Source organism: Pseudomonas sp. UBA1879 (genome assembly GCF_002338065.1).
Taxonomy (GTDB): Bacteria; Pseudomonadota; Gammaproteobacteria; order Pseudomonadales; family Pseudomonadaceae; genus Aquipseudomonas.
The window spans coordinates 153,673-166,659 of sequence record NZ_DDHJ01000001.1 but is presented as its reverse complement, the minus strand read 5'-3'; the positions used below and the strand labels follow the sequence as shown (position 1 = coordinate 166,659).

At 61.8% G+C, this 12,987-nt stretch carries 10 protein-coding genes; all 10 read right to left on the bottom strand.

Features of this window, described 5'->3' with window-relative positions:
- Positions 1-16: 16 nt before the first annotated feature.
- Positions 17-748, bottom strand: coding sequence for a TetR/AcrR family transcriptional regulator (locus tag B3N48_RS00740; protein WP_296178424.1), 732 nt, complete (start codon positions 746-748; stop codon positions 17-19).
- 242 nt (positions 749-990) lie between these two features.
- Positions 991-2,493, bottom strand: coding sequence for a lysine--tRNA ligase (gene lysS / locus B3N48_RS00735; protein ID WP_296178422.1), 1,503 nt, complete (start codon positions 2,491-2,493; stop codon positions 991-993).
- A gap of 105 nt (positions 2,494-2,598) precedes the next feature.
- Positions 2,599-3,694, bottom strand: a protein-coding gene (prfB, locus tag B3N48_RS00730; RefSeq protein ID WP_296178420.1) for a peptide chain release factor 2 whose coding sequence is annotated in 2 segments (ribosomal slippage) — positions 2,599-3,621 and positions 3,623-3,694 — 1,095 coding nt in all. Because the reading frame shifts where the segments join, the coding sequence is not laid out codon by codon here.
- Between the two features lie 224 nt (positions 3,695-3,918).
- Positions 3,919-4,923, bottom strand: a complete 1,005-nt coding sequence (locus B3N48_RS00725) for a response regulator (protein ID WP_296178418.1) — start codon at positions 4,921-4,923, stop codon at positions 3,919-3,921.
- 45 nt (positions 4,924-4,968) lie between these two features.
- Positions 4,969-5,979: a chemotaxis response regulator protein-glutamate methylesterase gene (locus B3N48_RS00720; protein WP_296178417.1), complete on the bottom strand. Its 1,011-nt coding sequence runs from the start codon at positions 5,977-5,979 to the stop codon at positions 4,969-4,971.
- A complete protein-coding gene (locus B3N48_RS00715; protein WP_296178415.1) occupies positions 5,976-8,369 on the bottom strand; it encodes a hybrid sensor histidine kinase/response regulator in 2,394 nt (797 codons plus the stop codon). The genes B3N48_RS00720 and B3N48_RS00715 overlap by 4 nt, the downstream gene beginning before the upstream one ends.
- Positions 8,366-9,049 (bottom strand): chemotaxis protein CheW, encoded by a 684-nt coding sequence (locus tag B3N48_RS00710; RefSeq protein ID WP_296178413.1) that lies wholly within the window; start codon positions 9,047-9,049, stop codon positions 8,366-8,368. The genes B3N48_RS00715 and B3N48_RS00710 overlap by 4 nt, the downstream gene beginning before the upstream one ends.
- Positions 9,046-10,353, bottom strand: a complete 1,308-nt coding sequence (locus B3N48_RS00705; RefSeq protein ID WP_296178411.1) for a CheR family methyltransferase — start codon at positions 10,351-10,353, stop codon at positions 9,046-9,048. Before B3N48_RS00705 ends, B3N48_RS00710 begins: the two co-directional genes overlap by 4 nt.
- A complete protein-coding gene (locus B3N48_RS00700) occupies positions 10,350-10,886 on the bottom strand; it encodes a chemotaxis protein CheW (RefSeq protein WP_296178408.1) in 537 nt (178 codons plus the stop codon). The genes B3N48_RS00705 and B3N48_RS00700 overlap by 4 nt, the downstream gene beginning before the upstream one ends.
- A 9-nt stretch (positions 10,887-10,895) precedes the next feature.
- Positions 10,896-12,518, bottom strand: a complete 1,623-nt coding sequence (locus B3N48_RS00695; protein ID WP_296178406.1) for a methyl-accepting chemotaxis protein — start codon at positions 12,516-12,518, stop codon at positions 10,896-10,898.
- Positions 12,519-12,987 lie beyond the last annotated feature (469 nt).

Here is a 12,987-nt window from a genome sequence, read left to right as displayed (position 1 = left end):
CCTGAATTCAGCGTTCTCAGCCAGCCGTCGGCGTGGCAGTCCCCAACACCAGATGCATCTGGCGCGTAAGAATAGCGAGCATTTCTTCGTCTGCCTCGGGGCGCGGGCCTTCGAGCAGCCCCTGATATTCCATCCGCCCGATAATCCCCGTCAACACTTGCGCATCCACGTTCGGCTGCGTCGAGCCCATCACCTCCAGAAACTGGGCGCTTCCTTGCAAAAGGATTTGCTGATGGGCCGCTACCAGAGGGGCGAGCCGAGGGTTGATCAAGGCCTCCAGGCAGAACGCGTGCTCAGCGATCAATTGGTCGCGCCGCGTCAGCAATTGACGGCGAACGTAATCGAGGGTCATGCGCGCGATTTCATCGGCCAGACGTCCGCGGGCCTCGGGGCTGCCGTCGTTACGGGCGACCATCTCGCGCAGCAGGTCTTCGGTGTTGGTCCACAGCTTGGCCATGTAGGCGGCGCTGCGTTCGACGTATTGCGCAAAGGCATCGGTGAGCAAGTCATCGATGTCCTTGAAGTAGTAGGTGGTCGCGGACAGCGGCACTTGCGCCTCGGCGGCCACGGCGCGATGTCGCACGGCACGCACGCCGTCGCGAATGAGGATGCGCATGGCAGCGTCGAGAATCTGCTGGCGGCGCTGCTCGCTGCCCTGTCGGCTGGCCTTGCGGCCCTGATACTGAACACTCTCTGCCACAGCAGTGGCCAGGCCGGCGGCTCCCTTTTGAGCGATCGTACGGTTCACGACAGGTTTTCCTCTTTGAATGACTGGCAGACGCGGAGCCTGTAGGAGCGTGGCTTGTCCCGCGATCGGCGGGGAATCCGTCGTAAACCCTGAGCACACGGTTTTCCTGATATACCGCATTCGCCGGTTTTGCGACGACTCCGTCGCCGATCGCGGGACAAGCCACGCTCCTACCGTTGGCCTGCGTGACTGTAATAGACAAAAAAAAGCCGCCCTTGCTCAGGCGGCTTTTCAGGTGACGCTTACGCTTGCGGCCGCATGTGCGGGAACAGGATGACGTCGCGGATCGACGGAGAGTTGGTCAGCAGCATCACCAGACGGTCGATGCCGATGCCCTCTCCTGCCGTTGGTGGCATGCCGTATTCCAGTGCGCGGACGAAGTCGGCGTCGTAATGCATGGCTTCGTCGTCGCCCGCGTCCTTGTCGGCCACCTGCGCCATGAAACGCTCGGCCTGATCTTCCGCGTCGTTCAACTCGGAATAGGCGTTGGCGATTTCACGACCACCGATGAACAGCTCGAAGCGGTCGGTGACGTTCGGGTTTTGGTCATTGCGGCGCGCCAGTGGCGACACTTCGAACGGGTATTGGGTGATGAAGTGCGGCTGTTCCAGCTTGTGCTCGACCAGCTCTTCGAAAATCATCACCTGCAATTTGCCCAGACCTTCGAAGCCCAGCACTTTGGCCCCGGCTTTCTTGGCGATGGCACGGGCCTTGTCGATGTCGTTCAGATCATCGGCGGTGATATCCGGGTTGTACTTGAGGATCGAATCGAACACCGACAGACGTGCGAACGGCTCGCCGAAGTGAAACACCTTGTCGCCGTACGGGACGTCGGTGCTGCCCAGCACAAGCTGCGCCAGTTCGCGGAACAATTCTTCGGTCAGGTCCATGTTGTCTTCGTAATCGGCATAGGCCTGATAGAACTCCAACATGGTGAATTCAGGGTTGTGACGGGTCGAAACGCCTTCGTTGCGGAAGTTGCGGTTGATCTCGAAGACCTTCTCGAACCCGCCGACCACCAGACGCTTGAGGTACAACTCAGGCGCGATACGCAGGAACATTTCCATGTCCAGCGCGTTGTGATGTGTCTCGAACGGCTTGGCCGCCGCGCCGCCTGGAATGGTCTGCAGCATCGGCGTCTCGACTTCGAGGAAGTCGCGTTTCATCAGGAAGCTGCGGATATGGGCGATGACTTGCGAGCGGACGCGGAAGGTTTCGCGCACGTCTTCGTTGACGATCAGGTCAACGTAACGCTGGCGATAGCGCTGCTCGGTGTCGGTCAGGCCGTGATGCTTGTCCGGCAACGGGCGCAGGGATTTGGTCAGCAGGCGGACGCTGGTCATTTCGACGTACAGGTCGCCCTTGCCGGAACGGGCCAGAGTGCCTTCGGCTGCGATGATGTCGCCCATGTCCCAGGTCTTCACCGAGGCCAGGGTTTCTTCCGGCAGGGTCTTGCGGTTGACGTAGACCTGAATGCGACCGGTCATGTCCTGAATCACCATGAACGAGCCACGGTTGAGCATGATGCGACCTGCAACCTTGACCGGAATCGCCGCCTCAGCCAGTTCTTCCTTGGTCTTGTCCACGTACTGCTTCTGCAGGTCGTTGCAGTAGTTTTCGCGGCGGAAGTCGTTCGGGAAGGCGTTGCCCTTGGCGCGCTCGGCAGCAAGCTTTTCCTTGCGCAGGGCGATCAGGGTGTTTTCTTCCTGTTGCTGGGCTTGCGGGTCGAGTTGTTGGTCGCTCATGTCTTCAGATATTCCATCACAGGTTCGTTGCTCTTGCCGTCGGCAAGGGATCGCGGGCCGGTCGCTGCTTCGCATGCACCGTGCCCGCTGCACGTGGGGTCGCGATTACAGCCCTTGCTTGAGGCTGGCCTCCAGGTAACCGTCGAGGTCACCGTCGAGCACCTTGTTGCAGTCGCTGCGCTCGACGCCGGTACGCAAATCCTTGATGCGCGAGTCATCGAGGACGTACGAACGGATCTGGTGACCCCAGCCGATATCCGACTTGGTGTCTTCCAGCGCCCGGGACGCCGCGTTGCGCTTCTGCATTTCCAGCTCGTACAACTTGGCCCGCAGCATTTTCATAGCGGTGTCCTTGTTGGCGTGCTGGGAACGTTCGTTCTGGCAGCTGACCACGGTGTTGGTCGGTACGTGGGTGATACGGACCGCCGAGTCGGTGGTGTTAACGTGCTGACCACCGGCACCGGACGAACGATAGGTATCGATACGAAGGTCCGACGGGTTGATGTCGATTTCGATGCGGTCGTCGATCTCAGGAGAAACGAACACCGCCGAGAACGAGGTGTGGCGACGTGCGCCGGAGTCGAACGGGCTTTTGCGTACCAGACGGTGCACGCCGATTTCGGTGCGCAGCCAGCCAAAGGCGTATTCGCCCTTGATGTGCACGGTGGCGCCTTTGATGCCGGCGACTTCGCCTTCGGACAGTTCCATGATGGTGGCGTCGAAGCCGCGCTTGTCGGCCCAGCGCAGGTACATGCGCAGCAGGATGTTGGCCCAGTCCTGCGCTTCGGTTCCGCCAGAACCGGCCTGGATGTCGAGGTAGGCGTTGTTGGGGTCCATCTCACCGCTGAACATGCGACGGAATTCGAGTTTGGCGAGGGACTCTTCGAGGCCTTCGAGCAGCTCGACGACGTCGGCGACAGCGCCCTCGTCGTCTTCTTCGACGGCCATTTCCAGCAGCTCTTTGGCATCGGTCAGGCCGGAACTCATCTCGTCGAGGGTGTCGACGATCTGCGCCAGCGTCGAACGTTCGCGGCCGAGTGCTTGCGCATACTCAGGCTTGTTCCAGACGTTGGGGTCTTCCAGCTCGCGGTTGACTTCGGTCAGACGATCATGCTTTTGATCGTAGTCAAAGATACCCCCGAATGGATTCGGAGCGTTCGGTCAGGTCCTTGATGGTGTTCAGGATCGGGTTGATTTCCATGGTCGTCAGGACTCGCAGGCGAATTTAGCAAAGCCCGCGAGTATACCCGAGCTGACGCCGGGATGGCAGTCCGTTGGGCAAGGGTGTTAGAGGCCTGCAGGATTCATGGTGGAGCCGACTTGCTGGCGAATAGGGCGTGTCAGTCGCCCTATCATCGCTGACTCGACGCTTTCGCCAGCAAGCCGGCTCCCACAGGGTGTGCAAGCCGTTGATTCGGTGCCGGATCAGCCCACCACGACCTGATTGCGCCCATTGTGCTTGGCGGCATACAACCCCTGGTCCGCGCTCTGGATCAACTGACGGCTGTGGCTGCCAATGGCCGGGACCTGGGTGGCAAGGCCGATGCTGACGGTCAGGCTGGAGCCCTCTTTCGGCGCCATGTGCGGGATGTTCATGTTGGCGACGCTCAGGCGCAGTTTTTCGGCCAGCAGGCGTGCACCGCCCGGCGACGTATTGGGCAGGACCAGCGCGAATTCTTCGCCGCCGTAACGTGCGGGCAGGTCGGAAGGTCGGCTGCAGCTGGAGCGGATGGCCTTGGCCACCTGACGCAGCGCTTCGTCGCCCTCGAGGTGCCCGAAGTTGTCGTTGTAGGCCTTGAAATAGTCGACGTCGATCATCATCAGCGACAGCTGAGTCTGCTCGCGAATCGCGCGGCGCCATTCCAGTTCGAGGTATTCGTCGAAGTGGCGGCGGTTCGACAGACCGGTCAGGCCATCGGAGTTCATCAGCCGCTGCAGCACCAGGTTGGTGTCCAGCAACTGCTGCTGGCTGACGCGCAGCGCACGGTAGGCTTCGTCGCGTTGCAGCAGGGTCATGTAAGAGCGGGAGTGATAACGGATGCGCGCGACCAGCTCGATGTTGTCCGGCAGCTTGACCAGGTAATCGTTGGCGCCTGCGGCGAACGCCGCACTTTTGATCAGCGGATCTTCCTTGGTCGACAGGACGATGATCGGGATGTCCCGGGTCATTGGGTTATTGCGGTATTCGCGCACCAGGGTCAGACCGTCGAGGCCCGGCATGACCAGATCCTGCAAGATCACCGTCGGCTTGATTTCGATCGCTTGAGCGATGGCCTGGTGGGGGTCGGCGCAGAAGTGGAAATCGATGTTTTCCTCATTCGCCAGCCCACGCCGGACTGCCTCGCCGATCATCGCCTGATCGTCGACCAGCAACACCATGGCAGCGTTCTCATCCGTGGCGTTTACGTCGTCCAGCTGCAAATCATGCATTCAAGGTCTCCTGGTCACAGGCGGGCTGTGAAATCACCTGGAAAATCATTTTAGAAATGCCTCTTTCAAACGAGGGGCAATGGTGTCCAGCGGCCGGATTTCCATGGCGGCATCGATGGCCGCCGCGGCTTTGGGCATGCCATACACCGCGCAGCTTCGCTGGTCCTGGGCGATGGTGAGGAAACCCCGTTGACGCATCAGCTTTAGTCCTTGCGCGCCATCGCGACCCATTCCGGTCAACAGCACGCCTACTGCATCGCCGTTCCAGTAGCTGGCGACACTTTCGAAAAATACGTCGATAGACGGCCTGTATATCTCATTCACCGGCTCGGCGGTATATGCCAATGTGCCATTTTTCAACAAGCGTATATGGTGATTGGTGCCCGCCAGCAGGACTGTCCCGCATTCCGGTGGCTCTCCTTCGCGCGCCAATCGCACCTCCAGCCCTGACGAACTGCTTAACCACTGTGCCATGCCAGCCGCGAAGACCTGATCCACATGCTGAACCAGCACGATGGCCACCGGAAACCCTTTGGGCAGCCCTTTCAACAGCACTTCCAGCGCGGCCGGACCGCCCGCGGACGAACCGATGGCGATCAATCCCTTGCGCTGCGCCGCCATGCCCGATGGCGCGGGCGTAGGCCTTACACCGCTGTCACGTTGGCCGACCAGCCAGCCTATATTGAGAATCTTGCGCAGCAAAGGCGCTGCCGCCTCTTTCGGATTGCCTGCGCCGATGGCCGGGGTGTCGACAACGTCCAGCGCGCCATGCCCCATGGCCTCGAACACTCGGTGGACGTTCTGTTCCCGGTCAACGGTCACAATCACGATGGCACAGGGGGTGGCCGCCATGATCCGTCGGGTCGCCTCTACCCCATCCATCACCGGCATGATCAGGTCCATCAGGATCAGATCCGGCGTCAACTCGGCACAGCGCTGCACCGCGTCGGCGCCGTTATTCGCCACCCACACCACTTGGTGCGCAGGCTCGAAGGCCAGGGCACGACGCAGTGCTTCGACTGCCATAGGCATGTCGTTGACGATGGCGATTTTCATCCTTGCGCATCTCCTATCAACTCGACCACCGCGTCGAGCAACGCATCATCATGGAAACTGGCCTTGGCCAGATAATAGTCGGCCCCGGCGTCCAATCCCCGGCGACGATCTTCCTCGCGGTCCTTATACGACACCACCATCACCGGCAATGACTGCAAGCGGCTGTCGCGTCGCAGCAGGGTCACCAGTTCGATGCCATCCATGCGCGGCATGTCGATGTCGGTGATCAGCAGGTCGAAATCTTCGGCGCGCAGTGCGTTCCAGCCGTCCATTCCGTCGACGGCCACCGCCACGTCATAACCGCGGCCCAGCAGCAATTTGCGCTCCAGCTCACGCACGGTCAATGAGTCATCCACCACCAGCACGCGCTTGCGAACCTGCGTGTCGACCTGAAGGTTGCGCCGGTCGATGCGTTCCAGGCGGCCAGTGTTGAGCAGCTTCTCCACCGAGCGCAGCATGTCTTCGACGTCGATGATCAGCACCGCCGAGCCATCGTCCAGCAGCGCCCCGGCGGAAATGTCCTGCACCTTGCCCAAGCGCGGGTCCAGCGGCAGCACCACCAGCGTACGCTCACCGATGAACCGCTCGACCGCGACGCCGTACACTGCATCGCGTTCGCGGATCACCACCACCTTGAGCACGTCAGCGTTGCTCTGGCTGGGCGGACGATTGAGCAGCTGGCTGGCCGCGACCAGGCCGACATGCCGCTCCTCGTGCCAGAAATGCTGCCGCCCTTCCAGTTGCACGATTTCATCCACCTGCACGTCACGCATCCGCTCAATGTGCGCCAGCGGGAAGGCATAGGCTTCTCCGCCCACTTCCACCACCAGGCTGCGCACCACCGACAGGGTCAGCGGCACCTCGATGTGGAATCGGCTGCCCTGCCCCGCCCGCTGATCCAGCTCGACCCCACCGTGAAGCTGTCGGACCATGTGCTGCACCGCATCCAGCCCGACCCCACGGCCGGAAACCTCAGTCACCTTGTCGCGCAGGCTGAAACCCGGCAGGAACAGAAAACTCAGCAATTCCTCTTCGCTTAACTGCATGGCCGTTTCTTCCGGCGACAGTTTGCGGTCGATGATGCTGCGACGCAGACGCTCCAGGTCCACGCCGCCGCCATCGTCGATCAGCTCGACCACCAGCAGCCCCGCCTGATGGGAGGCCTTGAGCTGAATCAGCCCTTCGGCGGGTTTGCCGAGGGCCAGGCGTTGTTCGGGAAATTCGATGCCGTGGTCGACGGCGTTACGCAACAAATGCGTCAGCGGCGCTTCGAGTTTTTCCAGCACGTCCCGGTCGACTTGGGTTTTTTCGCCGTCGATTTCCAGTCGCACCTGCTTGCCCAGCGAGCGGCCCAGGTCGCGCACCATCCGCGCCTGCCCCGCCAGCACGTCAGCGAACGGACGCATGCGGCAGGCCAACGCGGTGTCGTAGAGCAATTGCGCACGCTGGCTCGCCTGCCAGCCGAACTCGTCCAGGTCGGACGTTTGCTGAATCAACAGGTGCTGCGCTTCACTCAACAAACGTCGCGCTTCTTCCAGCGCCTTTTGCGCATCGGGGTCAACGTTGGCGTCGAGCAACGCTTCGAGGTTATCCAAGGCGCGACTGGCGCCGCTCTGGGAACGTTTGACCCGTTGCATGGCTGTTAGATAAGGCTTGAGGCGCTGCGTCTCGACCAGCGACTTGCTCGACAAATCCAGCAGGTTATTCAGGCGTTCGGCGGTGACCCGCAACACGCGCTCGCCACTGTCAGAGGCACGACGCTCGAAGTGGCGGCCGGCTTTCGGCGCGGCTTGCGGTTCGGTGTCTGCGACCGGAGCGGGTTGCGCAGGCATCGCGGGTTCAATGAACTCAGGCGGCTCCGGCAAGGAGGGCTCGACTGGATGCTCGATCAGCGGCGCGTGGGCCGATTGCACCGACTCGACCAACGATTGCGCGTTGGCCAGCAACAGGTCGTCCATCGACGGCGCGAGGCTGGGCGCGGCAGCAGCGGGACGGGCACCTGGTTTGATCAAGTCGTTCATCAGCGCGACGTAACCGTCCACGTCGGCCTGCGCCACGCTGTTTGGCCCCGGCGTGGCGATGCGCATGAGCATGTCGGTGCCCATCAGCAGCGCGTCGATGTGCTCAGGCTTGAGATGCAGACGGCCTTCCTGGGCTTCGACGAGGCAGTCTTCCATGACGTGAGAGACGCTGACCCCGGCGTCGACCCCGACGATCCGCGCAGCGCCCTTGAGGGAGTGAGCGGCGCGCATGCAGGCTTCGAGCTGGTCGGTCAGGGTGGGATTGCGCTCCAGTGCCAGCAAACCCGCGCTCAGCACCTGAGTCTGTGCTTCGGCTTCGAGGGTGAACAGTTCGAACAACGAGGCGTCGCGCATTTGATCGGGCGTCATGTCAGGCTCCGGTTCACGGCGGACAACAGGTGTTCTTCGTCCAGCAACCGCAAGCTGCGGTCCTTCCACTGCACCACGCCCCGGGTATAGCGCGCTTGGGTGTTTTGCGCTGGCACCGAGGCCGTGTCCAGCAACCGCGCCTCGATGGCATGAATTCCGTCGACTTCATCGACCGGCACCACCACAGGCCCGCCTTCGGCGGCGAGGATCAGCATGCGTGGCATGACCCGCGCAGCGCTTGTCGGGGCAGCGGCGCTGTCGAGGCCCAGCAGCTCGACGAACGACAGGCACGCCACCAGCGCGCCGCGCACATTGGCGACGCCGAGCAATGCCCGGGAGCGTTGGTGCGGCAGTGAATGAATCGTCTGGACCGGCGACACTTCGACCAGGCAGCGCGTCGGCAGGCCCAGCCATTCCTCGCCCAGACGAAACACCATGAGGGAGCGGGTCTGCACTTCGCTCGCGAGTTCTTCACTGTGGATCGACACGCGCTGCTCTTGCGCCAGCGAATAACGGTCGAGCAATCGCGTAGCCGCCGCCGAGTACACCGAGCAGTTGCGGCAATGGATGTGGTCGACCAGCAACGGGCAGGAGCGGTCGCCATGAATACCGATCCGGTTCCAGCAATCGTCGATGGCCTGGGCATCGTTACTGACCAGTTCACTGTGTAGGCCGGTCATCGATTACGTCCTTCTTTATTCACGCCACGGGCAGCGCGTTCCTGCAAACGGCGGGCCCCGGCTGCGTCGCCTCGGGCGGCAAGAATGGCCGCCAACTGCGCCAAGGCTTCTGCATGCTGAGGTTCCAGGTACAACGCCTTGCGGTAAAAACCTTGAGCACCGGTCACGTCGCCACCCACTTCACTCAGCAAACCGAGCCAATAGAACACCCGCGCCACCGGCTCGAACCGTGCCAGATACAGCTCGCATGCGTGTCGAGCCTCGGCGGTCTTACCTTCGTCGGCCAGCTTTTTGATGCTGTCCAGCAACGCTGCCGCCTCCCCCAGCGCAGGCGATGGCGATGGCGGTGGCGCCGGGCGCGAGGAGAACGGGACCGGCGCGAGAAAACCCATGCTATTGCTGACGCGCGGAGGCGGCGTTGGTTTTTTGGTGGCCGGCATCGGCTCGACCGGCAGCGGCGCAGCAGCGGGAGGTGCCGCGATCACGGTCGCAGACTCGTCGACCCCTTCGGCCTTATGGCGAAAGGCGAACGACTGAGGGATGCCGATAGAGGTCATGCCCATCCGTCCCAACAGACTGCCCTCGGCCGGACCGATGAACAGCACGCCGTCGTTGTGGGTCATGCCCTTAAGTGCGTCGAACCCTCGGCGCTGGGTCTCGACGTCGAAATAGATCAGCAAATTGCGGCAGAACACGAAGTCGTAGGCCGACTGCGCCACCGGCAGCGTTGGGTCCAGCAGATTCCCGGCCTGAAAACCGACGCGCTCACGCACCCGGTCTTCAACGCGGTAGCCGTCCGCGACCGGCGTGAAATAGCGTTCGCGAAAGCTCAGCTGATCGCCGCGAAACGAATTCTTGCCATACACACCCCGGCGCGCCCGTTGCAACGACAAGGGGCTGATGTCCACAGCTTCGATCTTGAACTGCTGCGCCTGCAGGCCCGCATCGAACAGCGCCATGGCAATCGAATAGGGTTCCTCGCCGGTCGAACACGGCAGGCTGAGAATGCGCAGCGGCCGCGCGCCGTTGAGTTGCGTCAGGCGCGCCGCCGCCAGCTTGCCGAGGGTGACGAAAGATTCGGGATAACGAAAAAACCAGGTTTCGGGGACGATGACCGCTTCGATCAAGGCCTGTTGTTCGTCTGCCGAACCTTGCAGCAGCTGCCAGTACGCATCCTGATCTTCCGCTTTGACGGTCATTCGGCGCTGACGCAAGGCGCGCTCGATGATCGCCTCGCCCACCGACGTGACATCAAGGCCGATGCGGTCCTTGAGAAAGGCAAAGAAGCGCGCGTCTTCGGTCATGGCGCGGCCTCGAACGGGTCAAGGGTGAAGGGTTGTGCCGGGAACAGCAAGGCCCGCACCGGCGCGTCGAGCAGGTCTTGCACGCGAATCCACTGCAGCAAGCCCAACTCATCCTCGCGCACCGGCCCCAAGTACGGCGCCTGGCGGTTATCGAGCCCGTATGCCTTGAACTCTTCGGGGGCGCAGCGCAGGGTGTCAGTGGCCTGCTCCAGCACCAGCCCCAGCCACTGCGGCTCACGGTCGGCGTCGGGTCGGTAATGCACCAGCACCAGACGCGTGCTGGTGCGCTGCGGCGCCGGCTCGCCGAAGGTCAGTGCGCTCATGTCGATGACCGGCACCATCACGCCGCGATGGGCAAAAACGCCCGCGACCCAATGGGGCGTTTGCGCGATGGGTTTGAGCAGCAGTCGGGGCAACACTTCGGCCACTTCATTCGCTTCCAGCGCATAGCGCTCCGACCCGATGCGAAACAGCAGGAAGAGTTTGTTTCTCGGCACCACCACGGCGCCGCGTTTGGCTGAATGCTCGATCATGGGCCTGACTCAGACCTTGAAACGCGAGACGCCGCTGCGCAGCCCTACCGCCACCTGGCTCAACTCGTCGATGGCAAAGCTGGCCTGGCGCAGGGACTCCACGGTCTGGCTGCTGGCATCGCCCAACTGCACCAGCGCCTGATTGATCTGCTCAGCGCCCGTGGCCTGGGCCTGCATGCCCTCGTTGACCATCAACACCCGTGGCGCCAGCGCCTGGACCTGATGAATGATCTGCGAAAGCTGCTCGCCCACTTGGGTGACTTCGAACATGCCGCGACGTACTTCTTCGGAGAATTTGTCCATGCCCATCACGCCTGCGGACACGGCGGACTGAATCTCGCGAACCATCTGTTCGATGTCGTAGGTGGCCACGGCAGTCTGATCCGCGAGGCGCCGCACTTCGGTCGCGACCACGGCAAACCCACGGCCATATTCACCGGCTTTTTCCGCCTCGATGGCCGCGTTCAGCGACAGCAGGTTGGTCTGGTCAGCGACCTTGACGATGGTCACGACCACTTGGTTGATGTTGCCGGCTTTCTCGTTGAGGATGGCCAACTTGCTGTTCACCAGATCCGCCGCGCCCATTACCGAGTGCATGGTTTCTTCCATGCGTGCAAGGCCTTGCTGGCCGGAACCGGCGAGAATGGACGCCTGATCCGCAGCGGACGTGACTTCGGTCATGGTGCGCACCAGGTCGCGCGAGGTCGCGGCAATTTCGCGGGAGGTGGCGCCAATTTCGGTGGTGGTGGCGGCAGTCTCGGTGGCCGTCGCCTGCTGCTGTTTCGACGTGGCGGCAATCTCGGTGACCGATGTGGTGACCTGCACTGACGAGCGCTGCGCCTGAGAAACGAGTGCCGCCAGCTCGGTGACCATGTCATTGAAACCCGTCTGCACCGAGCCGAATTCGTCATTGCGGTCGAGGGTCAGGCGGCTGCTCAAATCGCCCGTGCGCATGGTTTCAAGGATCCGCACGATGCGATTCATCGGCGCCAGAATCGAACGCATCAGCAGGAAGCCGCAGGCACCGGCGGCGAGAATGGCGACGATAAGGGAAATGCCCATGCTGATTTTCGCGGTGGTCACGGCCGAGGAAATGTTGGCGGCGGCCTGATCCGCGACTGCTTTGTTGGCGACGATCAGTTCATTGAGTTGCTTGCGGCCTTGCAGCCAGACCGGATTGACCTGGCTGTAAAATTCAGTGCGCGCCGTGGTGTAGTCGCCGTTCTGATAGGCTTTGAGCACTTCATTCAGCAGGCGTCCGTAGACCTCTCGCTGCTTCTCGAAGACGTTGAAGTTGGCGTGGTCGGTCTCGTCGAAAATGGTCTTTTTGTAGCCATCGATCTGGCTTTGCAGGCGATTCTCGAACTCGATGTACTGGTCCTGCTCGCTGCGATTGAGCTCACGGGCTTTGCCCTCGGCAATCAATTCAAGAGTCCGGATGTAGCTCTCGCCCCAGGCACTGCGCACTAACGTGCTGAAATAGACGCCTGGCAGCGCGTCATTACTGACCGCTTCTTCGCTTTGCTGGATCGACAGAAGCCGGGTGTAAGACACCAGCACCATCAGCAGCATGATGGCGATGATTACGGCGAAGCTCGCCAAGATACGTTGGCGCAAGGTCCAATTCTTCACAGTCAGCCCTCAAGAGTTCAACGCCGACAAAGCCGGGTTCAAGAAGCGGACCGAAAGACGGCCCAACGCGAGCGGAGTATAGCCCAGTGCCTCACGAATTAACCGGGCTGTTTCCGACACAGATATAGCGATAACGCACAGATATACCGGAAATATCTGACAGGTTATCGGCGGGAGGAAGGAATGCTTGATGAGGCGGGGGATGTGCAAAGGTCTGCCCGATCACAGACGCCTCCTTCGCCCTGCGGGCAAACGCGGGGAAGCGACGAACGCAAGCACTCGTCACGCCGCCATCGCTGCCGTCGTGCCTCCGGCGTCTCCTACATGTTCTGCTGCGGCCTCAGGTTTCGTGCCCACGACAAACTTGCTAAAAGCGCTGAGGTAGCGCTCTGCCCTACTAACGAAGCGGTGGTTCGGTAGAAGCCTGCAAATTTCCTCAGAGCCACAAAACCCGCGCCCCCTCGCCAAT

What these genes read in the sequence shown, in the direction of transcription:
- lysS (WP_296178422.1), bottom strand. Translation starts at nt 2,493, where the DNA reads ATGAGCGACCAACAACTCGACCCGCAAGCCCAGCAACAGGAAGAAAAC.
- B3N48_RS00705 (WP_296178411.1), bottom strand. Translation starts at nt 10,353, where the DNA reads ATGACCGAAGACGCGCGCTTCTTTGCCTTTCTCAAGGACCGCATCGGC.
- B3N48_RS00710 (WP_296178413.1), bottom strand. Translation starts at nt 9,049, where the DNA reads ATGACCGGCCTACACAGTGAACTGGTCAGTAACGATGCCCAGGCCATC.
- B3N48_RS00715 (WP_296178415.1), bottom strand. Translation starts at nt 8,369, where the DNA reads ATGACGCCCGATCAAATGCGCGACGCCTCGTTGTTCGAACTGTTCACC.
- B3N48_RS00725 (WP_296178418.1), bottom strand. Translation starts at nt 4,923, where the DNA reads ATGCATGATTTGCAGCTGGACGACGTAAACGCCACGGATGAGAACGCT.
- B3N48_RS00720 (WP_296178417.1), bottom strand. Translation starts at nt 5,979, where the DNA reads ATGAAAATCGCCATCGTCAACGACATGCCTATGGCAGTCGAAGCACTG.
- B3N48_RS00700 (WP_296178408.1), bottom strand. Translation starts at nt 10,886, where the DNA reads ATGATCGAGCATTCAGCCAAACGCGGCGCCGTGGTGGTGCCGAGAAAC.